The 22,247-nt window shown below is 46.4% G+C and carries 24 protein-coding genes; all 24 read left to right on the forward strand.

Translation table 11 applies throughout. The features are described 5' to 3' along the window. Positions 1 to 55: 55 nt before the first annotated feature. The 24 genes from gltA to C2755_RS04295 all read left to right on the forward strand — a co-directional run bounded on the left by gltA (position 56) and on the right by C2755_RS04295 (position 22,242). Positions 56 to 1,369: a citrate synthase gene (gene gltA, locus C2755_RS04180; RefSeq protein WP_215321903.1), complete on the forward strand. Its 1,314-nt coding sequence runs from the start codon at positions 56 to 58 to the stop codon at positions 1,367 to 1,369. 17 nt (positions 1,370 to 1,386) lie between these two features. Next, entirely contained in the window at positions 1,387 to 2,796 is a 1,410-nt protein-coding gene (gene leuC / locus C2755_RS04185) for a 3-isopropylmalate dehydratase large subunit (RefSeq protein WP_215321904.1), read from the forward strand. Between the two features lie 12 nt (positions 2,797 to 2,808). Beyond that, positions 2,809 to 3,012 (forward strand): hypothetical protein, encoded by a 204-nt coding sequence (locus C2755_RS04190; protein WP_215321905.1) that lies wholly within the window; start codon positions 2,809 to 2,811, stop codon positions 3,010 to 3,012. A gap of 23 nt (positions 3,013 to 3,035) precedes the next feature. Further along, a complete protein-coding gene (gene leuD / locus C2755_RS04195) occupies positions 3,036 to 3,683 on the forward strand; it encodes a 3-isopropylmalate dehydratase small subunit (RefSeq protein ID WP_215321906.1) in 648 nt (215 codons plus the stop codon). 23 nt (positions 3,684 to 3,706) lie between these two features. Continuing rightward, on the forward strand, positions 3,707 to 4,777 hold the full coding sequence (leuB, locus tag C2755_RS04200) for a 3-isopropylmalate dehydrogenase (protein WP_215321907.1): 1,071 nt from the start codon (positions 3,707 to 3,709) through the stop codon (positions 4,775 to 4,777). A 70-nt stretch (positions 4,778 to 4,847) separates the two neighbouring features. Next, complete coding sequence (asd, locus tag C2755_RS04205; RefSeq protein WP_215321908.1) at positions 4,848 to 6,005, forward strand: aspartate-semialdehyde dehydrogenase; 1,158 nt, start codon at positions 4,848 to 4,850, stop codon at positions 6,003 to 6,005. Between the two features lie 10 nt (positions 6,006 to 6,015). Continuing rightward, a complete protein-coding gene (locus tag C2755_RS04210; RefSeq protein ID WP_215321909.1) occupies positions 6,016 to 7,398 on the forward strand; it encodes a FimV/HubP family polar landmark protein in 1,383 nt (460 codons plus the stop codon). Between the two features lie 3 nt (positions 7,399 to 7,401). Continuing rightward, positions 7,402 to 8,253: a tRNA pseudouridine(38-40) synthase TruA gene (gene truA, locus C2755_RS04215; protein ID WP_215321910.1), complete on the forward strand. Its 852-nt coding sequence runs from the start codon at positions 7,402 to 7,404 to the stop codon at positions 8,251 to 8,253. Positions 8,254 to 8,278: 25 nt separating this feature from the next. Further along, the gene (locus tag C2755_RS04220; RefSeq protein ID WP_215321911.1) at positions 8,279 to 8,956 is read left to right on the forward strand and encodes a phosphoribosylanthranilate isomerase; all 678 of its coding nucleotides are present in this window, start codon (positions 8,279 to 8,281) and stop codon (positions 8,954 to 8,956) included. A gap of 30 nt (positions 8,957 to 8,986) precedes the next feature. Next, positions 8,987 to 10,180 carry a tryptophan synthase subunit beta gene (gene trpB / locus C2755_RS04225; RefSeq protein WP_215321912.1) on the forward strand — a complete coding sequence of 398 codons (1,194 nt, stop codon included), beginning with the start codon at positions 8,987 to 8,989 and terminating at the stop codon, positions 10,178 to 10,180. A gap of 9 nt (positions 10,181 to 10,189) precedes the next feature. Next, the gene (trpA, locus tag C2755_RS04230; RefSeq protein WP_215321913.1) at positions 10,190 to 10,987 is read left to right on the forward strand and encodes a tryptophan synthase subunit alpha; all 798 of its coding nucleotides are present in this window, start codon (positions 10,190 to 10,192) and stop codon (positions 10,985 to 10,987) included. A 6-nt stretch (positions 10,988 to 10,993) separates the two neighbouring features. Further along, entirely contained in the window at positions 10,994 to 11,881 is an 888-nt protein-coding gene (gene accD / locus C2755_RS04235; RefSeq protein WP_215321914.1) for an acetyl-CoA carboxylase, carboxyltransferase subunit beta, read from the forward strand. A 4-nt stretch (positions 11,882 to 11,885) separates the two neighbouring features. Continuing rightward, entirely contained in the window at positions 11,886 to 13,211 is a 1,326-nt protein-coding gene (folC, locus tag C2755_RS04240) for a bifunctional tetrahydrofolate synthase/dihydrofolate synthase (RefSeq protein ID WP_215321916.1), read from the forward strand. Positions 13,212 to 13,214: 3 nt separating this feature from the next. Further along, a complete protein-coding gene (locus C2755_RS04245; RefSeq protein ID WP_215321918.1) occupies positions 13,215 to 14,024 on the forward strand; it encodes an SPOR domain-containing protein in 810 nt (269 codons plus the stop codon). Then, entirely contained in the window at positions 14,024 to 14,590 is a 567-nt protein-coding gene (locus C2755_RS04250) for a CvpA family protein (protein ID WP_215321919.1), read from the forward strand. Before C2755_RS04245 ends, C2755_RS04250 begins: the two co-directional genes overlap by 1 nt. 4 nt (positions 14,591 to 14,594) lie before the next feature. After that, positions 14,595 to 16,133, forward strand: coding sequence for an amidophosphoribosyltransferase (gene purF, locus C2755_RS04255; protein WP_215321921.1), 1,539 nt, complete (start codon positions 14,595 to 14,597; stop codon positions 16,131 to 16,133). A 60-nt stretch (positions 16,134 to 16,193) separates the two neighbouring features. Continuing rightward, positions 16,194 to 17,402: an O-succinylhomoserine sulfhydrylase gene (locus C2755_RS04260; protein ID WP_215321923.1), complete on the forward strand. Its 1,209-nt coding sequence runs from the start codon at positions 16,194 to 16,196 to the stop codon at positions 17,400 to 17,402. A 22-nt stretch (positions 17,403 to 17,424) separates the two neighbouring features. Next, positions 17,425 to 18,042: a bifunctional 2-polyprenyl-6-hydroxyphenol methylase/3-demethylubiquinol 3-O-methyltransferase UbiG gene (locus C2755_RS04265; RefSeq protein WP_215321925.1), complete on the forward strand. Its 618-nt coding sequence runs from the start codon at positions 17,425 to 17,427 to the stop codon at positions 18,040 to 18,042. 10 nt (positions 18,043 to 18,052) lie between these two features. Then, the gene (locus C2755_RS04270) at positions 18,053 to 18,769 is read left to right on the forward strand and encodes a Crp/Fnr family transcriptional regulator (RefSeq protein WP_215321927.1); all 717 of its coding nucleotides are present in this window, start codon (positions 18,053 to 18,055) and stop codon (positions 18,767 to 18,769) included. Positions 18,770 to 19,271: 502 nt separating this feature from the next. Next, positions 19,272 to 19,799: a YeeE/YedE thiosulfate transporter family protein gene (locus tag C2755_RS04275; RefSeq protein WP_215321929.1), complete on the forward strand. Its 528-nt coding sequence runs from the start codon at positions 19,272 to 19,274 to the stop codon at positions 19,797 to 19,799. Position 19,800: 1 nt separating this feature from the next. Beyond that, entirely contained in the window at positions 19,801 to 20,361 is a 561-nt protein-coding gene (locus tag C2755_RS04280) for a YeeE/YedE thiosulfate transporter family protein (protein WP_215321931.1), read from the forward strand. Between the two features lie 24 nt (positions 20,362 to 20,385). Next, a complete protein-coding gene (locus C2755_RS04285; protein ID WP_215321932.1) occupies positions 20,386 to 20,619 on the forward strand; it encodes a hypothetical protein in 234 nt (77 codons plus the stop codon). An 8-nt stretch (positions 20,620 to 20,627) separates the two neighbouring features. Then, entirely contained in the window at positions 20,628 to 21,254 is a 627-nt protein-coding gene (locus C2755_RS04290) for a hypothetical protein (protein WP_215321934.1), read from the forward strand. 10 nt (positions 21,255 to 21,264) lie between these two features. Then, positions 21,265 to 22,242 (forward strand): sulfurtransferase, encoded by a 978-nt coding sequence (locus C2755_RS04295; RefSeq protein ID WP_215321935.1) that lies wholly within the window; start codon positions 21,265 to 21,267, stop codon positions 22,240 to 22,242. Positions 22,243 to 22,247: the final 5 nt, after the last annotated feature.

The raw sequence follows: 22,247 nt of genomic DNA on the forward strand, positions 1-22,247 counted from the left end.
AGGCGCATGAGCGAATAGTGTATTAATCATATTTTTGAATGACTAAGGATTAGAAATGATTGAATCGGACATCAAAGCAAAACTCTCGTTTTCGGATGGAACACCAGATATTGATCTGCCAATTTATAAGGGGACAGTGGGTCCTGATGTAATCGACATTCGTAAGCTCTATGGTCAGACTGGTAAGTTCACTTACGACTCAGGTTTCTTATCTACTGCGTCATGTAATAGCAAAATTACCTACATCGATGGCGATAAGGGTGAGTTGCTCTATCGCGGCTACCCAATTGAAGATTTAGCTAATAACTGCGACTTCTTGGAAGTTTGCTACCTTTTGATAAATGGCGACTTACCAAATGCCGCTGAGAAAAAAGACTTTGAAGAAATGGTCATGCACCACACGATGGTTCATGAGCAAATGCAATTCTTCTTGCGCGGTTTCCGTCGCGATGCGCATCCAATGTCGGTGTTGACTGGCTTGGTTGGCGCAATGGCTGCCTTCTACCATGATGCGATTGACTATAGCCAGCCTAAAGCCCGCGAAGTGGCGCAAATTCGTTTGATTGCGAAGATGCCAACTTTGGTTGCGATGGCTTATAAATATTCTGTAGGTCAACCATTTATCTATCCAGATAACTCTTTGTCATACACCGCTAATTTTATGCGCATGATGTTTGCAACGCCATGTGAAGAGTACAAAGTAAACCCGGTATTGGTTCGCGCTTTGGATCGCATCTTCACATTGCATGCTGACCATGAGCAAAATGCCTCCACTTCAACTGTGCGTCTGTGTGGTTCATCAGGTACCAATCCTTTTGCAGCGATCTCTGCTGGTATTGCTTGCCTCTGGGGCCCGGCTCACGGTGGTGCAAACGAAGCTTGCTTGCAGATGTTGAACGAGATTCAAGCGAATGGTGGCGTAGATAAGATTCATGAATTTATCGCTCAAGTAAAAGATAAGAACTCAAGCGTTCGTCTGATGGGCTTTGGACACCGCGTTTATAAAAACTTTGACCCACGTGCAAAGTTGATGCGTGAAACTTGCTACGAAGTATTGAATGAACTTGGTCTCCAAGATGATCCATTGTTTAAGCTGGCAATGACTCTTGAGAAGATTGCTTTGGAGGATGACTATTTTGTGAGCCGTAAGCTCTATCCAAACGTAGACTTCTACTCAGGCATCGTGCAACGTGCTTTAGGTATCCCAACAGAAATGTTCACCTGCATTTTTGCCTTGGCAAGAACAGTAGGTTGGATTGCTCAGTGGGAAGAAATGATTACTGATCCTGAATACAAAATTGGTCGTCCACGTCAGTTATACGTTGGCGAAACAACGCGTAAGGTTCCGAACATCTCAGTTCGTAAATAAGGTATTTAAGGTCTCTCATGTCTCGTACGCTTTATGACAAATTGTGGGATGACCACGTTGTTTACTCTGAAGAAGATGGCACAGCCACGATTTATATTGATCGTCAATTGCTGCATGAGGTAACCAGTCCTCAGGCATTTGAAGGCTTGAATCTGGCTGGCCGTCCAGTTTGGCGTATCTCCGCCAACTTGGCAGTTTCTGATCACAACGTACCAACGACTGATCGCACCGAAGGAATTGCTGATCCGATCTCCAAGTTGCAAGTAGATACTTTGGATCAAAACTGCGATGCCTTTGGGATTACCCAATACAAGATGAACGACACCCGCCAGGGGATTGTTCATGTCATTGGACCAGAGCAGGGTGCAACTTTGCCTGGCATGACGGTAGTTTGCGGCGACTCTCATACCAGTACGCATGGCGCCTTTGGTGCTTTGGCATTTGGTATTGGCACTTCCGAAGTTGAGCACGTATTGGCAACCCAAACTTTGCTCATGAAGAAGAGCAAGAACATGCTGGTGCGTGTTGATGGTCGTCTACAGCCAGGCTCCACTGCTAAGGACATCGTTCTTGCGGTGATTGGCAAGATTGGGACTGCAGGTGGTACAGGTTACACCATAGAGTTTGCTGGCGAAGCCATTCGCAACCTTTCTATGGAAGGTCGTATGACTATCTGCAATATGGCGATTGAAGCTGGCGCTCGCGCTGGTTTAGTTGCTGTAGATGAAACTACCATTGAATATATTCAGGGTCGTCCATATGCGCCTAAGGGCCCAGCGATGTTGCAGGCATTGCAATATTGGAGAACCTTGCATTCAGATCCTGATGCAAAGTTTGATGCCGTAGTTGAATTGCGTGCAGAAGAAATCGCTCCACAGGTTACCTGGGGAACTTCACCAGAAATGGTGCTGGCGATTAGTGAACGTGTTCCTGACCCAGAAAAAGAGCGTGATCCAAATAAGCGTTCAGCAATGGAGCGTGCTTTGGAGTATATGAACCTTGTACCAAATACACCATTGAGCAGCATCTCTATAGATAAAGTATTTATCGGCTCATGCACTAATAGCCGCATTGAAGATATGCGTGCTGCTGCTAAGGTGGTCGATCGTCTAGGTAAGAAAGTAGCTGCTAATGTGAAGTTGGCACTAGTTGTACCTGGTTCTGGTTTGGTAAAAGCACAAGCAGAGCGTGAGGGTTTGGATCGTATATTCAAGGCTGCTGGCTTTGAATGGCGTGAGCCAGGTTGTTCTATGTGCTTAGCCATGAATGCTGATCGCTTGGAGCCTGGAGAGCGTTGCGCCTCAACATCGAATCGTAACTTCGAGGGTCGTCAAGGTAATGGTGGTCGCACGCATTTGGTTAGCCCTGCGATGGCTGCTGCTGCGGCGATCGAAGGTCACTTTGTTGACGTACGTAAGATTTCATAAGGAAACTGATCAATGAAATTTTCTTCACCCTCTTTAATTTCTAGACTAGCAATTATTGGCGTCGCTGGAATTATTATTTCTGCCTGTAGCAGCACCATGGAAGGTGTTGGTAAAGACTTGCAGAACATGGGAACTTCCATGGGCGGATCTGGCAATGCGCAAAATAATCAATCTCAAACCAAGGGTAAGGATGTTGTTGTTACCCCTGTGAAGTAAACATTTAGAGTAAAAGTCGAATCATGGAAAAATTTACGGTATACAAAGGTTTAGTTGCTCCGCTTAATCGCGAGAACGTGGATACCGATGCCATTATTCCGAAGCAGTTTCTTAAATCAATCAAGAAGACTGGGTTCGGTCAAAATCTGTTTGATGAATGGCGCTATCTCGATCATGGTGAGCCTGGTCAAGATTGCAGCACACGTCCCATCAACCCTGATTTTGTTCTCAATCAACCACGCTACAAAGGCGCTGGCATTCTGTTGGCTCGTAAGAACTTTGGCTGCGGCAGTTCCCGTGAGCATGCTCCCTGGGCCTTGGATCAATTTGGTTTTAGAGTGGTGATTGCGCCTAGTTTTGCAGATATTTTCTACAACAACTGCTTCAAAAACGGTGTTTTGCCAATTGTTTTGACTGAAATGCAGGTTGACCATCTTTTTAACGAAACACAAGCGTTTAACGGTTATCAATTAACAGTCGATCTAGCAGCACAGCAGGTTATTGCCCCTGATGGCACTGCTTATAGCTTTGAAGTGGCCCCATTTAGAAAGTATTGCCTTCTTAACGGCTTAGACGATATTGGCCTAACCCTGCAACATGCAGATAAAATTAAGGCTTATGAAGCCGAGCGCATTCTAAAAATGCCTTGGCTTGCGACACAATTGCCGTAATTTCGTTGATTTAAAGGCCTTTCATGAAAATTGCAGTTCTACCGGGCGATGGTATCGGCCCGGAAATCGTTGCTCAAGCTGTTCGAGTGCTCCAAGCGCTTGGCCCAAAGTTTGATTTAGAAGAAGCTCCCGTAGGCGGAGCAGCTTATGACATCGCTGGACATCCTTTGCCACCAGCCACCCTAGAGCTCGCTAAAAAAGCGGATGCTATTTTGTTTGGTGCGGTAGGTGATTGGAAATACGACACACTTGCACGTGAACTGCGTCCGGAGCAAGCCATCTTGGGTTTACGTAAACACCTCGAGTTGTTTGCTAATTTCAGACCAGCCATTTGTTACCCAGAGCTCACTGCTGCATCCAGCCTTAAGCCAGAAATCATTGGCGGCTTGGATATCTTGATTGTGCGTGAGCTTAATGGAGATATTTATTTTGGTCAGCCACGCGGTATTCGCACTTCAGAGTTGCCTTTGTTCAAGGGCGCTCGTGAAGGTTTTGACACTATGCATTACAGCGAGCCTGAAGTGGAGCGCATTGGACATGTTGCTTTTGAGGCAGCACGCAAGCGCGGTAAAAAAGTGTGCAGCGTAGACAAGGCAAACGTCTTGGAGACTTCACAGCTTTGGCGTGAAGTCATGATTCGGGTTTCTAAAGACTATCCGGATGTTGAGTTATCCCATATGTATGTGGATAACGCTGCAATGCAGTTGGTTAAAGCACCTAAAGCATTCGATGTGGTGGTAACCGGCAATCTGTTTGGTGACATCTTGTCTGATGAGGCTGCTATGTTGACTGGCTCCATTGGTATGCTGCCATCTGCATCCCTGGATAAGAACAACAAGGGCTTATACGAGCCAAGTCATGGTTCTGCACCCGATATTGCTGGTAAGGGCATCGCCAATCCATTGGCAACTATTTTGTCGGCTGCAATGATGTTGCGTTATTCATTAAGCATGCCTGCAGAAGCGGATCGTATTGAAAGTGCGGTACAGAAAGTATTGGCACAAGGATTGCGTACTGCCGATATTTACACCGAGGGCACGAAAAAAGTATCAACGGTTGAAATGGGCGATGCTGTAGTTGCAGCGCTTGCGTAAGATATTAAACAGAAGCAAAACAAGAAGCAAAACAAGAAGCAAAACAAACACATTCACTAGATAGTTCATCATGGCAAATTCAAAAACACCTTTAGTTGGTTTAGTTGGCTGGCGCGGCATGGTCGGCAGCGTTCTCATGGAGAGGATGTTGGCTGAAAAAGATTTCGACCTAATCGAGCCTGTATTTTTTAGTACCAGCCAAGCGGGTGGTGAGGTACCTTTGCTCAATGGTCAAAAAGTGACTAAGAGCGAAAGCGCCTTGCAAGATGCGAATGACATCAAAACATTGTCACGTTGCGACATCATCTTGACTTGCCAGGGTGGTGACTACACCAATGACATCTTCCCCAAGCTTCGTGCAGCAGGGTGGAATGGTCACTGGATTGATGCAGCTAGTGCGTTACGCATGAAGGATGACGCAGTATTGGTTTTGGATCCCGTTAATCGCCCGGTGATTGATAAGGCTTTAGCCGCTGGGGGGAAGAATTGGATCGGTGCTAATTGCACTGTGAGTTTGATGATGATGGCTATGGGTGGTTTGGTTAAGGCTGACATGGTTGAGTGGATCAGCGCGATGACTTATCAAGCAGCTTCTGGTGCTGGTGCTCAAAACATGCGTGAGCTATTGCTGCAAATGGGTGCTTTGCGTGACAGTGTAGCTACTGAGTTGGCTGATCCATCTTCTTGGATTCTCGATATTGACCGCAAGGTTACTGAGACATTACGTTCCGCTGATTTCCCGAATAAGAATTTCCGCAATACTGCTTTAGCGGGTAGCCTGATTCCATGGATCGACGTACCTGTTGAGAATGGACAAACTAAAGAAGAGTGGAAGGGTGGCGCTGAGTTCAACAAGATCTTAGGTCGTCCTGCATTCCGTACACCTGGCAGCATTCCAATTGATGGTTTGTGTGTGCGTGTTGGCGCAATGCGTTGCCATTCACAAGGTTTGACCGTTAAGCTGAAAAAAGATATTCCACTCAAAGAAATCGAAGCGATTTTGGCTGCAGATAATCAGTGGGTCAAAGTAGTGCCGAATGATCGCGAAACTACTGAGCGTGATTTATCACCTGCAGCAGTAAGCGGTACATTGACTGTACCTATTGGCCGTTTGCATAAGATGGCAATGGGCCCAGATTATTTGGGCGCCTTTACTGTTGGTGACCAACTCTTGTGGGGTGCTGCTGAGCCATTGCGCCGCATGTTGCGCATCTTGCTTGAGAAGTAATTAAGCCTTTATGTTTCGTATTGGTCAACTAGGCTTAAAGCTACTTTGTGTTGTTCTGCTTAGTTGGTCATCTATTGCTGGTGCGATTAGCTTGGGCGCTCCTCAACTTCAGTCCCGTCCCGGTGAGCCACTGCGTGTTGAGATCCCAGTTCGAGTTGGTGCAGATGAGCAAGCTGCTTTATCTACCCTGAACGTGACAATGCCTAATAAGGCATCTTATGAGCGCTTAGGCATTTCACAAAAGATTCTTGACCTCAATCCGCAGGCAATGGTGTATCGCAATCGTCAAGAGCAACTGATGGTTTTGGTAGAGACGGTCAATTCTGTGCCGATGACTGATGATCCATTCTTAGATGTATTGGTTAATCTCAATTGGTCTAGCGGCAGCCTTACTAAGACGTTCACATTGTTACTCGGTGATGTTCAGAAGATCACCGTAAAGCCTGGTCAGTCCTTATCTGAAATAGCTGCCATCATGGCGCCTCAATTGGATGGTGCTAACTTAGATCAAACCATGATGGCCTTGTATAAGGCCAACCCTGATGCGTTTGCTAGCGGTAGTATCAATCGCTTGGCCGCCGGAGCTGAGTTGTCCAAACCCAGTCAGGCGCTGCTGCGCTCCATTAGTCCGGCAGAGGCCAATCAGTTTGTAGCAGATGCTAACGAACAGTGGCGCACTGAACATGACGAAAAAGACGTGGGCGCTGCTAATGGAAAATCAGGTAATGCTAAAACAGGGGAAGTTGTTCCTAAGGATCGACTGAAGATTGGTTCAAGCGCTGATGGCAACGATCAAGAGCGTCGCTACACTGAAGAGTTGGTCGCTCAAGAGAAGATGTTGGAGCAGACTAAAGCTCGGGTTGCAGAGTTAGAAAAGAATATCGCTGACTTACATAGACTTCTAGATAAATCTAAGGAGAAGAAAGCAGTCGACAGCAATTTTGGCTTAGGTGGATTTGGCCCGGCTATCCTGGCTATTGGTTTGATTGGCTTGACAGGTTTATTGCTCTGGGGATTAGCCCGCAATGCGCGTCGCTCAGAGGCGCCAAGCTTTCATGCTGATACACATCATGTTGCTAAAAATGATAAACCTGCAGCCAGCTCTCATTTTGAAATGCCGGCTCGTGCAAAGGCATTGTTTGATGGCATAGATCTTGATCTTTCAAAGCCTGCAAAAGAGGTTCCCGTAACAACTGCTGCCCCAGCGTCAAATCCACTTGCAGATACTTTGCGCGTCAAATTAAATCTAGCGCGTGCTTACATCACGATTGAAGATTTCTCTGCAGCTAAAAAGTCTTTGGATGAAGTGCTTCGTATCAGTAATTCTGTCGATCCAGCCATCACCATTGAAGCGCAGGGCTTGTTGGCAGAAATCTCGCATCGCAATACCTAGACTATGCGCATAGCCCTTGGCCTTCAGTATGACGGCAGCCCCTACTCAGGCTGGCAAACCCAAGTTAATCACAACACAGTACAAGATGAATTAGAAAAGGCCATTACGGCCTTTGTTGGTGAGCAGGCTTGTGCAGAACATCCCATTCATACCATTACCGCAGGAAGAACCGACACCGGTGTTCACGCCTTGGGGCAGGTTGTTCACTTCGATACCAATGTTGATCGTGAAGACTTTTCATGGGTAAGGGGAGTGAACTCATTCTTACCGTCATCGATTGTGGTCAACTGGGCAAAACCAGTTTCTGATGAGTTCAGTGCGCGCTTCTCTGCGTATGAGCGTGAATATATTTATGCCTTGCAAGCGGGACCTTGTCGTTCGCCGATGTCGCACTCACGCGCAGGTTACTTACTGGTGCCACCAAATCAATGGCTTGATGTAGAGGCTATGAAAAAATCAGCTGAGTGCTTGATTGGCGAACACGACTTTAGTTCTTTTCGTTCATCCGAGTGCCAGAGCAAAACACCGGTAAAAAAGATTTACTCCATTGAGATTATTTCTGAGCAACCATGGCTATATTTTCGAATTCAGGGAAATGCTTTTTTGCATCACATGATCCGCAATGTAGTCGGCTGTTTTTTGCAAATTGGTCAGGGTAGACAAAAGCCGGAGTGGATGGCCGAAGTCTTGGCTGCTAAGAATAGGCAAATCGCCGCTCCTACTTTTATGGCCGATGGCCTGTATTTGGCCAAAATCACTTATCCGGACGAATATGCCATCCCCCAGCCTTGGTTGGAAAACTCTTGGCTGCCAGATCAGGTCATTGGGAAACAAAAGAGAGCGCAAGGGAAATAAAGGCCCTTGGCCTTATCATTCATTTATGAGCTTGCTGACATATTCTCCGGACCGAACTAGGGTCAAAATCTGTGGCTTAAAAACGGCTGCTGACATCGATTCCGCTGTTTCTGCAGGGGTGGATGCCGTTGGCTTCGTCTTTTATCCACCCAGCGTACGCGCTGTGAGCCCCAATATTGCGGCCCAACTCATTTCCAGGCTCCCAGCAGGGGTGGATGCCGTTGGATTGGTTGTAAATGCTACAGATGAGCAATTTGCCGCAATTCGGGCTGCCGCCTCGATCACCTTATGGCAGTTTCATGGGGATGAGACCCCAGAGCGCTGTGCCCAGCTTGCTGCAGGTGAGCCTTGGATGAAGGCTGCTCGTGTAGGAACTGGCTTCGCTTTTGACGATTTTTCCCTACAATATGGGGATGCAAACGCTTTTCTGCTGGATGCCTTGGTTGAGGGATACGGTGGCGGGGGCGTTCCTTTTGATTGGCAAGGGATTCCACAAACATGGGTAAGCGAAAACGCGCCTCGGGTCGTTTTGAGTGGTGGATTGAACACGCACAACGTGGGCGAGGCCATTGCACGCCTGCATCCTTGCGCGGTTGACGTCAGTAGTGGCGTAGAAAGCAGCAGGGGTGTTAAAGATCCTGCGCTCATGGCCCAATTTGTTCAAGCAGTGCGCGCAGCGGATGCCAAAGCATCATCCCAATAATTTGCTGTAGATAAATCAAAAGAGGTAGCTATGTACGACAAGCCAGATGCACGAGGACACTTCGGTCCTTACGGCGGCGTGTTTGTTTCTGAGACATTGATGTTTGCCTTAGATGAGCTTAAAGAAGCTTATGCAAAGTATCAGTACGATCCAGAATTCATTGAAGAGTTTCATTACGAGTTAAAGCACTTTGTTGGTAGACCTTCACCTGTGTATCACGCTAAGCGTTGGAGCGAAATGCTGGGTGGCGCACAAATCTATCTGAAACGTGAAGATTTAAATCACACTGGCGCACACAAGATTAATAACGTGATTGGTCAAGCGATGTTGGCCAAGCGCATGGGTAAGCCTCGCATTATTGCTGAGACAGGAGCAGGGCAGCACGGTGTTGCTACAGCAACGATCTGCGCTCGCTTTGGTTTAGACTGCACGGTCTATCAAGGCTCTGTGGACGTAGCCCGTCAGGCGCAAAACGTATTTCGCATGAAACTCCTTGGTGCTAAGGTAGTTCCGGTGGAATCTGGTACCAAGACTTTGAAGGATGCGCTCAATGAAGCGATGCGGGATTGGGTTACCAACGTAGATAATACTTTCTACATCATCGGCACTGTCGCAGGACCACATCCTTATCCAATGATGGTGAGAGATTTTCAGAGTGTGATTGGTGAAGAGTGCAAAGTACAGATGCCAGAGATGACTGGTCGTCAACCTGACTATATTTTAGCTTGTGTTGGTGGCGGCTCTAATGCGATGGGCATTTTTTATCCTTACATTGATTTCCCGGAAGTGAAACTCGTTGGTGTTGAGGCAGCAGGACATGGTCTGGGAAGTGGTTTGCATTCAGCAGCCTTGTGCGTTGGTACGCCTGGCGTGTTACACGGCAACCGTACTTATTTATTGCAAGACAAAAATGGTCAGATCTCTGAAACACATTCTGTTTCTGCTGGAATGGATTACCCAGGCGTTGGTCCTGAGCATGCATGGTTAAAAGATTCTGGTCGCGCAGATTATGTGGCCATTACAGATGAAGAGGCGCTCCAAGCATTCCATGATTGCTGCCAGATTGAAGGCATCATTCCTGCGCTTGAGTCTTCACACGCCATTGCTTATGCCTGCAAGCTTGCTAAGACCTTGTCAAAAGACAAGACTATCTTGGTCAACCTTTCTGGCCGCGGTGACAAGGATATGCATACCGTTGCGCAAGCAACAGGTTCAGAAGGTTAAGAAAGAGTTATGTCAAAAATTACTGCGCTCTTCAAGGAGCTAAAAGCAACAGGTAAGAAAGGATTGATTCCTTTTATTACTGCTGGTGATCCAGATCCGAAGCAAACCGTTGAACTCATGCATGCATTAGTTCGTGGCGGTTCAAGTGTGATTGAATTAGGTGTGCCATTTTCAGATCCAATGGCTGATGGTCCTGTCATTCAGAGATCATCGGAACGCGCACTGACTCAAGGTGTCACTTTGCATAGCTGCTTAGAGATGGTAAAAGAATTCCGCAAACAGGATGCTAATACACCAGTTGTTTTGATGGGTTATGCAAACCCAGTTGAGCAAATGGGAGCAGAGCGTTTTGCAACCGAAGCGAAGGCTGCTGGTGTCGACGGTGTTCTCGTAGTGGATTACCCACCAGAAGAGTGTGTGGACTTTGCCGCTCGTATGCGTGTTGCCGGCATTGACCCGATTTTCTTATTGGCGCCTACATCATCACATGAGCGCATAAAAGAGGCGGCCAAAATAGCCTCTGGTTATATCTATTACGTTTCTATGAGAGGGGTTACTGGTGCAGCTAACCTCAATACGCAGGATGTGGCCAGTATCATCCCGAAAATTCGTGAAGAGACAGATATTCCGATTGCTGTAGGGTTTGGTATTAGTGATGCAGCTAGTGCCAAGGCGGTATCGGTAAGTGCGGATGCGGTTGTGATTGGCAGCCGAATTATTCGTCTTTTAGAGGATGCGCCCCCTGGGCAGGCGGTACAATCACTGGAAACCTTCATTCGTGAGATACGCGACGCATTGGATAGCTAAAAACTAATGAGCTGGATAGATAAATTACTCCCACCCCAAATTCAACATACTGATCCCGCAAATCGCAAGTCAGTACCTGAGGGATTGTGGGTCAAGTGCCCCAGTTGTGAAACTGTTCTGTATAGCACTGACATTGAAGCCAATTTATCGGTATGCCCAAAATGTAGTCATCACATGCGTATCGGAGCACGTCTGCGCTTAGACAGCTTGCTAGATGAAAAAGGCCGCTACGAAATCGGCGCTGATATCTATCCAACTGACCCGCTGAAATTTAAAGACTCTAAAAAATATCCAGATCGCATTAAAGAAGCGAATGATGCTTCTGGTGAATCTGAGGCCCTCATTGTGATGGGTGGCAAGATTGAAACTATTCCTGTAGTAGCTGCTTGTTTCGAATTCCAATATATGGGTGGCTCAATGGGCTCTGTAGTAGGCGAGCGTTTTGCCCGCGGAGTGCAAGAGGCAATTAATAAGAAGTGCGCTTTCATTTGTGTCACTGCTACTGGCGGTGCGCGAATGCAAGAAAGCTTGTTATCGCTTTTCCAAATGGCGAAAACTAATTCGATGTTGACCTTGTTGGCTAAAAAAGGCTTGCCTTATATTAGCGTGCTCACTGACCCAACGATGGGTGGTATTTCTGCCAGCTTTGCCTTCATGGGTGATGTAGTGATGGCTGAGCCAAAAGCGTTAATTGGTTTTGCTGGCCCACGCGTGATTGAACAAACTGTTCGCGAAAAATTACCAGAAGGATTTCAGAGATCTGAGTTCCTAATGCAAAAGGGCGGCATTGACATGATTGTTGATCGTCGTCAGATGCGCGGTGAAATCGCGCTTTTACTTGCTTTGTTACAAAAGCTTCCTGAGCCTGCTATCGCGGGTAGCGCAGTCGTTTAAGCGCTTGAGCTCAGCACACCAAGCCCCCATATTATTTCCTAGCCTAGAGGCTTGGCTTAGTCACCTCGAAACTGCTCACCCCGTTGGCATAGACATGGGGCTTGAGCGCATCAATCGCGTGAAGGCTGCATTAGATCTCCATTTTGATTGCCCAGTAATTACGGTTGCCGGTACAAATGGCAAAGGCTCGACCTGTGCATTTCTGGAGAGCATTCTGTTGGCTTCTGGTTATAGAGTCGGTTGCCATACCTCCCCACATTTACTCAAATTCAATGAGCGTGCGCGCATCAATGGTGAAGATGTCAAAGACAATCTCTTGCTTGAACATTTTGCTGCTGTCGAAGAAGCTCGGGTGAGTCTAGTCGATGCACCGACCTTAACGTATTTTGAGTTCACTACTTTAGCTATCATGCATCTGTTTGCTAAGTCCAATTTAGATGCGGTTGTCTTGGAGGTGGGAATGGGCGGTCGCTTAGACGCCGTCAATATCGTTGATGCTGATTGTGCAATCGTGACTAGTATCGATATCGATCATGCGGATTTTTTGGGTGGCACACGCGAAGCCATTGGCTTAGAAAAGGCTGGCATTTTCCGTCCAGGACAGATCGCAGTGTGTGGTGATCCTGTGCCACCACAATCACTCATTGAATATGCTGAAAAACTGGGTTGTGATCTTTGGTTGCAGGGACGTGATTACAACTTCCAGGGTGATAAGCAGCAATGGGGTTGGGCAGGGCGTAAAAAGCGCTTTAGTGGCCTTGGCTACCCAGCGCTGCGGGGTGCTAATCAGATTCTGAATGCCTCTGCTGTTATTGCCGCCTTAATGGCATTGCACCAACGCCTACCAGTGAGCGCCCAGGATATTCGCAATGGTTTTGCTTTGGTTGAGCTACCAGGCCGATTCCAGGTTCTTCCGGGTCAGCCTACCGTGGTATTGGATGTTGCTCATAATCCCCATGCTGCTGCCACCTTGGCTCAGGGGCTCGATAAGATGGGTTACCACCCCTACACCTATGCCATTTTTGGAGCTATGGCTGACAAGGATATTGAGGGGGTGATTAAACCCCTCCTAAATATCGTGGATTTCTGGTTTTGCACTGATTTACCGACCCCCAGAGCTGCGAGCGCTAAGCTTCTGGCCGAGAAGCTTGAATCTATGGGAGTAAAGCAAAAAAATGGGTCAGATGGGGGTATTGAATGCTTCTCAGAACCCGCTTTAGCGTATCAAAAAGCGCTATCTTTGGCGGGTGAGGGTGATAGAATTGTGACCTTCGGATCCTTCTATACCGTTGCAGGCGTAATGACTTACCGAAACAACCAGGCCCACTGATCCATGATTCGTTTACCAAGCTTTTTTAAGCGAAAAACCCAGTCCGATGACCTTGAAATAGGTTCAAGGGGTAGTCGCACCGCCAAACGAGTAGCCCCACGTAGTTTTCAGCGCGCAGCAGAAGCTGAAGAACTTGCCCTCACAGAAGATCCAGAGCAGCAAAGAGCGCGTCATCGTCTGATTGGTGCTGCCGTCCTCGTATTAATTGCTGTTATTGGCTTGCCTCGTATTTTGGATAGCAAACCAAAAGCATCATCTAACGATATCGCAGTAAATATTGTTACCAGCTTACCTATTCCCGGTACAGAGCCTAAGGCCGAAGAAAAACCTAAGGCCGAAGCTCCTGTTGAGCCTGCTAAAGAAGCTCCCAAGGTCGCCGCCGCACCTACGCCAGAAGCAAAAGTAGAAGCTAAGCCCGAAGCCAAGGTGGAAACTAAACCAGCAGTGCCTGCAGTAAATAAATCGGGCACATTAGGCTTGGCTGCGGGTGAAGAGGTTGTTGCTGCGGCAAGTCCTAAGGCCGACACAAAACCTAAAACAGCTGACGTACCTAAGTCAAGCACTTCAGGTTCAGGTAAGTACATTATTCAGATTGGTGCTTTTGCATCCGAGGCTAATGTAAAGGCCTTGTCCGCAAGACTCAAAAATCAAAACATTCCGAGTTATACCTTGAGTAAGGCGGGTGTCGATGGTGGCAAGATTTTCCTTGTACGAGCAGGACCCTTTGCTGATAAAGACGTCGCAGAAGCAGCGGAAAAGAAAATTAAGGCGATGGGTCTTACACCAAGACTCGTCGAGTCTGGTAAACAGTAATGGAATACTTGTCCACCCTCAAGCTAACATCGGTGGATTACTTCACCCTAGTTGTGCTCTTGGTTTCTGCCTTAGTTGGCATCTCTCGCGGTTTATTTAAAGAGGTCCTTGCTTTAGCCTCTTGGTTCGCCGCAGCTTGGGTTGCTTATCACTACAGTAACTACCTCTCAACCGAGTGGCTCTCGACATTTCATCTGGATGAATTACTGAGTCTTGGCTTGAGTTTCATCATATTGTTTGTATTAACCCTCATCATCTGTGGTTTGTTTGGTGGGGTAGTGCAGAAGATTATTTTGTCAGTGGGTCTTAGTCTCACAGACCGCTTCTTGGGTTTAATATTTGGCGTGATCCGTGGTGGCTTGGTCATAGTAGTGTTGGCTACTCTAGCGGCACTCACACCCATCCCGCAAAGTATGGCTTGGAAGAACGCCATTACCAGACCAGCAATTGATATGGCAACCGGTTTAATTAAAGGTTGGCTACCTGCCGACTGGGCTAAGCAATTAGGTGATGCAATGCCTAAAGTTAGCCCTACCATTACTCCTAAATTAACAATAGGAATCTAGAGATATGTGCGGCGTCGTCGGAACTGTTTCCCACTCACCAGTAAATCAACTTCTCTATGATGCGCTGCTGCTTTTGCAGCATCGCGGACAGGATGCGGCAGGTATTGCAACGATGAACGGTAATTCATTCACGATGCATAAAGCCAATGGCTTGGTACGAGATGTGTTTAGAACTCGCAATATGCGTAGCTTGGTTGGGAACGCTGGTATTGGCCAAGTGCGCTACCCAACTGCAGGCTCTGCAAGTAGTGAAGAAGAGGCGCAACCTTTCTATGTGAGTGCACCTTACGGCATTATCTTGGCGCATAACGGTAATCTAACAAATGCTCCAAGCTTACGTGTTGAGATGGCTTATCGCGATCGTCGTCACATCAACACCAGTTCTGATACTGAAGTATTGCTTAACGTATTGGCTGACGAACTTCAAAAAGAAACCAATAGTGCAGCCCTGGATGAGGGCGCGATGTTTAACGCTGTGACTGGTGTAACCAATCGCGTTAAAGGGTCTTATGCAGTAGTTTCTTTAATAGCGGGTTATGGCTTATTAGCCTTCCGTGATCAGTATGGCATTCGTCCGCTGTGTATTGGCCGTATCGATACTCCTCAGGGCCCTGAGTGGATGATTGCATCTGAGTCTGTAGCGCTTGAAGGTCTAGGCTTTACGTTTGTGCGCGACGTTCATCCAGGTGAAGCAATTTATATTGACTTGGACGGCAATTTCTATTCACGTCAATGTGTGCCGAATGCAGTGTTAACGCCTTGCATTTTTGAGTATGTCTATATGGCCCGTCCAGACTCAACGATTGACGGTGTGACCGTCTACAACGTGCGTATGCGTATGGGCGATTACTTGGCTGAGAAGATCCGCAAAGAGACTAATGTCGATGAAATTGATGTAGTGATGCCGATTCCGGATTCCAGTCGTCCAGCAGCTATGCAAGTAGCAAAGAAATTGGGCGTGGATTACCGTGAAGGCTTCTTTAAGAACCGTTATATCGGTCGTACATTTATCATGCCAGGCCAAGCCGTTCGTAAGAAATCTGTTCGTCAAAAACTCAATGCTATGCGCATTGAGTTCAAAGATAAGACGGTCTTGATTGTGGATGACTCTATCGTTCGTGGCACTACCTCATTTGAGATTGTGCAGATGGCTCGTGAATCCGGTGCCAAGAAAGTGATCTTTGCATCTGCTGCGCCGCCAGTGCGCTTCCCCAACGTCTACGGTATTGATATGCCAACCCGTAGCGAATTGGTTGCCTATGGTCGTACCGATGAAGAGATTAATAAGATGATTGGTGCCGATCAGTTGATCTATCAAAGTATTGAAGATATGAAGCAGGCGGTAAGAGATGTTAATCCGGATATTAAGAACTTTGAGGCCTCTTGCTTCGATGGCTTCTACGTAACTGGCGATATCACCGAGTCCTATCTAGATGCTTTGGAGGCCGCTAGAAATACCTCTGACGCGAAGGCAGACCGCCAAAAGGATTCGAGCGATTTCGCCCGTTCACAACTCCACCTGCATTTGGCCACCGAAGACTAAAAAGCGACAGGATTTTGCCTCGCTCGAGGCAAAATCATGATTTGGTGTCAAAATAGCAGCATGAAGAGCAAAACTATACGTAAAAAACCCGATTTTTCTAAGCTTGCGCTCGAGACCTTAGCGGTTCGCGCTGGTACTCGTCGCACCGCTGAATACCAAGAGCATTCAGAGGCGATGTTTCTAACATCAAGCTTTTGTTTTGATAGTGCAGAGTTAGCAGCCGATGGTTTTGCGCATGCTGACCAAGGCTTTATCTATTCTCGCTTTACCAATCCAACCGTGAGCATGTTTCAAGATCGCTTGGCTGCTTTAGAGGGTGGTGAGGCTTGTATTGCTACCGCTTCCGGAATGTCTGCCATTCTTACAATGGCAATGGCGCATTTACAAGCAGGTGATCACGTGGTTTGCTCGCGCTCGGTATTTGGTGCAACGATTCAGTTGTTCACTAATATCTTGGGCCGCTTTGGCATTACAACCACTTATGCTGATTTGGCTGATACCAAGTCATGGCAGGCCGCCGTTCAGCCAAATACTAAGCTGTTCTACCTTGAGACACCTTCCAATCCGTTGACTGAGATTGCTGATATCAGAGCGATTTCAAAGATTGCTAAAAAAGCAGGCGCCTTATTTGCGGTGGATAACTGCTTCTGTACACCTGCTTTGCAAAAACCATTAGCACTTGGTGCTGATGTCGTGATTCATTCGGCAACAAAGTACTTGGATGGACAGGGTCGAGTGGTCGGCGGAGCAATTGTGGGTAGCAAAGATTTCATCATGGGTAAAGTATTCCCCTATGTGCGTACCGCAGGCCCAACGCTATCTGCATTCAATGCTTGGGTATTCCTCAAGGGCTTGGAGACTTTAGAACTTCGCATGAGGCAACAGAGTCAGAATGCACTCGCCTTGGCTCAATGGCTTGAGAAGCAATCTGGAGTGGAGCGTGTTTACCATCCTGGCCTGAAATCGCATCCTCAACATGCGTTGGCAATGCGCCAGCAAAAAGAGGGTGGGGCGATTGTGTCTTTCACCTTGAAGGGTGGCAAGAAGGCTGCGTTCAAGCTCATCAATCAAACAAAGCTTTGCTCGATTACTGCAAACTTAGGCGACACTCGCACAACTATTACACATCCTGCTACAACAACACATTGCCGTGTCACGCCTGAGGCTCGTAAAGCCGCCGGTATTTCTGATGGCTTGGTGCGTATTGCTGTTGGCCTTGAAAACATCAACGACTTAAAGAGCGACCTCGTTGGCGGACTCAAAAAATAATCAAGTACATCAGGATAGGTCTATGAGTTTCGCGGATGCCACCCAGTTCTGGAACGAACGCTTCGACAAGGAAGAGTTTATTTTTGGTAAAGAGCCTAATGAGTATCTCGTTGAGAAAACAAAGCAATACCTAAAGCCCAAAGATAAGGTTTTATGTATTGCTGACGGCGAAGGTCGCAACGGCGTCTGGCTTGCCAAGCAAGGCATGCAAGTTTTTGGCTTTGATGCGTCTGATGTCGCGCTTGCTAAAGCAAAGCAGTTTGCTAAAGATAATCAAGTGCAAGTTGAGTATTCCTTCTCCGATACCGATAGCTATGCGTGGCAAGAAAATACTTATGACGCAGTGATTGGTATCTTCATTCAGTTTGCTGATCCAGTAATGCGCGCTAGAATTTTTGAGCAAGCCTATAAGGCGACAAAGCCCGGTGGCCTCTTCATCCTTCAGGGCTATACCCCTAAACAACTGGATTACAAAACCGGCGGCCCATCATTAATAGAGCATCTCTATACAGAAGAAATGATTCGAGGTCTCGCTAAAGACTTTGAAATACTCGAGCTTGTAAGTTACGAGAAAGAACTTTCTGAAGGTCCAAGGCACACTGGCATGTCTGCAATATTAGGATTGGTTGCTAAGAAGTGATTGCTTTCCTATGAAAACTATTGAAATTAAAAGTGCATGGCAGGGTAATAGTGATTGCAATGCATGCTCTATTCGCAGCTCTGCATTGTTTGCCGAATTGAATGAGGAAGACTTTTCTAAAATTCATTCACCAATTGATGATTTACGTTTCGAAGCAAATGCAGGGATTTACACGCAGGGAGATTCTGCTGAGCATTTATTTACCTTGCGTGAGGGTTATATAAAGCTATTGCATATCAATTCCGATGGCTCAACTAGAATAGTCCGATTAGTAATGCCGGGTGATTTGTTTGGTATGGAGGCTTTGTTGGGTAAGAGTTATGCTCATTCAGCCACTGCCTTATCAAATATCCATTTATGCCGCATACCAAAAGCTATTATTTCCAGCTTGGGTGAAGAGTCTCCACGCTTACATCGCCAAATTGTAAAAAAATGGGGTGAAGCTCTGACTCAGTCGGAGTCATGGTTTTCTGAAATCAATACCGGAAGAATTGAAGTGCGTCTGGCCCGATTTTTCTTACGAATTGCCAAGAGCTCAGGTGATATGGCAGTTGCGCCACTCTTTAAAAGAGAGGATATGGGCCTAATGATGGACGTGAAGTTTGAAACTATTAGTAGAGCCCTTGCTTCTATGGCGGAACAGGGCTTAATTTCTAATATCGGAAAGTTAAGTATTCAAATTCCGAGTATAAAAAATCTTGAAGGCTTTTCTCAAGCCGGTGTTTAAAAATATAAAGACTGCCTTTGAGCTGACCCCATAAAGTTGGACGGTTAAGTTAATTTAGCATGAGGGATTGAGTTTGGTAATTTATCGGGCTCAATTACCATTCCTTACACAGAGGTTGCGATGCGCATTGATGAGCTGGGATGTAGAAACCCTGCTGCAGGATCATCTAAGTGGGGTTGTTCCAAGGCTAAGAAAGTTTACGCATCCTGAAACGGACCAGTTTGTCCACAAAGTCTAATGGCCATCTCTGCTATGACGCGTGATGACTTTCCTGTCACTAATTTATTACTATTGTTGCGGCATCCTTTACTGAGATGCATTGGATCTAACCAAAATTAACGGTGAGATTTAAGCTAAGCCCCCGTTTTATTGCTCCCAAACTGAATTGCATGATGTAGATCAAATAAATGTTGCTATTTCATTTCAATTCATTGACTTTGTATGTCAGTTGTATACTATATAAATATATATATTGTTAATTGGTTAAATGAAATGAGTAAATATGCATAATGAAGTAGAGCAGACCAAGTCGGCTCAATATATGAATCCACTGTTAGCGGGAATACTTCTCGGAATGGTTTTGTTGGCCACTTTTGTAATTACAGGTCATGGGCTGGGAGCTACTGGCTTTACGACGCGCTTAACAACCTGGGTTGGGATGCATATTGCTCCAGTTGCAACTAATGCAAACGACTACCTCGGCGGGATGGTTGAAGAGGGTAAGCCATTAAATGCATGGATTACATGGCAAGTGACTGGTGTGGCTATAGGCGCATTGCTATCCGCATTCCTGGCAAAAAGAATTCATATTCAACTGGACGGCAAAAAGTTTTTAGGCGGTTCTAAGCGATCCATTACGGCTTTATTTGGTGGCATATTGGCTGGTTTTGGTGCACGAGTCGCAGCAGGTTGCACTAGCGGCCTTGGTTTGTCGGGTGCAGCAGTACTAAGTCTGGCTGGCTTTACTTTCCTGGGAGCATTCTTTGCCGTAGGTTTATTGACAAGTCGCTTCTTGAAAGAGGAGAAATAAGATGAGTGAAATTCTTTCGGGGCTCCTATTAGGTGCTGGATTTGGTTTTGTATTGGAGCGTGCCGGTTTTGGTAATCCAAATAAATTAACTGGCCAATTTCGCTTAACAGATTGGTCTGTGTTTAAGGTGATGTTCACTGCTATTGTGTTTGCTGCCGTTGGCCTCCTAATTTTGGAGCAGGTGGGCTTTGTAGATGCTGGTAATTTATTTGTACCACCTGCATTTTTAGGTGCTGCCGCTCTTGGTGGAGCATTTGTTGGTGCAGGCTTTGCAATTGGTGGATATTGCCCTGGAACCTCAGTCGTCGGTTTGATGTCTGGACGCATTGATGCGGCCATATTTTTGCTTGGCTTATTGTTAGGGACCGTATTGTTTGCTGGCATCTATCCAAGTATTGAGTTCTTAACAACCTTGGGTGAATACGCTAAGGCTGATTCATTGCCCGATGCCTTCAATCTTTCAGGTTTATCAATCGATGTTGGTATGGTTGTTGCGGCCGTCGGAGTATTTATCTTGGGTTCTTGGATGGAGAAGAAGTCCAAGGGTCCCGTTAGTTCCTAGGTTTAATTATTTAAAAGGAAAGTTATGTCTAAGAAATCAACAGTAGCTGCGTTGGCAATGGCTTTAGCTGGTTTGGCGGCTGCGCCTTTAGCACATTCAGCAGATGCCCCTGCTAATCCATCAGGCGCAGAGCAGAAGAATCCCTGCGGTCCTAAAAAAGAGTCAGCAAATCCATGTGGCCCTGCAAAGAAAAAAGCAGCTAACCCCTGTGGCCCTGCAAATCCTTGCGGTCCTAAAAAGCGTAAAGCTGCAGAGTAATTAAATATATGCTTACTCAATCTAATTTCTGGTTGGCCGCACAATCGCTAGCAAATATTCAGATGCGATATGCCGAAACCGGGCGCACCGTGAATGAATCTGCTTTATGTGGTGCCAAGGATTTTATTGAGTGGCAGCACTATCCAAGTAATGATCTTGTGGATGAGCATAGTGGTTATGAGTTCTACTACCATGCGCATTCTGCAGATGAGATGCCCAATGGTGAGCATGGCCATTTTCATGTGATTAAGCGTGATGTACGGAGCTTTCATCACCTTGTTGGCATTTCTTTAGACCAGAAAGGTTTGCCAGTTCGCTTATTTACTACCAACCAGTGGGTCACCGGTGAAGAGATGGCGAATTCGGACGTTGTCATCAAATTCGCTAAAGAATTTCAAATGACCGTAAAAGGTCGCATGGCTCCAGTAAGCAATTGGATCAGTGCTTTGATTCAATTATTTGCCGTAGAGATTGAGGCTCTAATTTTGGAGCGAGATCAAAAGATTGCTCAGCTAGTGGCAGAGTGGGGCAATCGTGAGCTGGTATTGAACTCAAAAAAGCATCATGTATTAACGGAATGCAAGATTGATTTGATGGGCCGTCTTTCAGATAATTTGTTAGCTGTAAATTCATAAGGGAGTAGAGATGAAAAAAATTCAATTGCTTTTAGCAGCTGCCCTAACCGGCTTGGTGAGCCTAGTTCAGGCAATTACATTGCCTGGTCCTGTAGTCAGCGCAGATTGGTTATCCAATAATCAATCTGATGTACAGATAATTGAAGTTAGAACAGATTTAGCCAGCTACCTTAGAAACCCTGAGTTTGATACTGACAAAAAGACTGGTAAGAAATTCCTGGTAGAAGTTGGTGGCCATATTACTAATTCCACTCTCTTGGATTTTAAGAAGGTACGTGTAGAGCGTCTAGTCGATGGAAAAAAGATTAAGTTTCTAATTCCTGAAAAAGCAGATTTTGAGAAATTGGTTCAATCTTTAGGTATCAACTCTGATAAGCCGATTGTGCTCGTGCCTATAGGGCAGGATATGTCCGATATCGACGAGGCATTGAGAACCTATTGGTCATTCAAGGTGTATGGCGAAGATCAAGTGGCTGTCTTGGATGGCGGTATTGCTGGGTGGCTCGGTGAGGGGCGTGAATATGTAACTAACAATGCTCAAAAAGTGACTGGCAATTGGTCTGCAAAAGCATATCGCAAAGAATTAATCGCTAGTTCAGATGATGTAGCTGCTGCGTCCAAAGCAGGTAAGCCACAATTATTGGATGCGCGTCAGCCTGCCCAATACTTAGGCCTTGCAAAACGTCCAGATGTGCTGACCTTTGGCCATATTGCGGGCTCAAAAGAGTTGGCGCCTGAATTGTTGGCAAAGCCAAGCAATGGTGCATTGTATTTCTGGCAAAAGAATACTTACGATGCGTTGATGTCAGCCAATGGTTTAAGTGTTAAAGGCCCAACAATTGCCTATTGCAATACTGGCCACTTAGCAGCTGGTGGTTGGTTTGTTATGTCAGAGCTAGTGGGCAATAAATCTACTAAGTTGTACGATGGCTCTTTATATCTTTGGACTCTTGAAGGCCGCCCATTGGTCGGTGTTCCGCTGAACTAAGAGTA

The organism is Polynucleobacter sp. MWH-S4W17 (assembly GCF_018687535.1).
Lineage (GTDB): Bacteria > Pseudomonadota > Gammaproteobacteria > Burkholderiales > Burkholderiaceae > Polynucleobacter.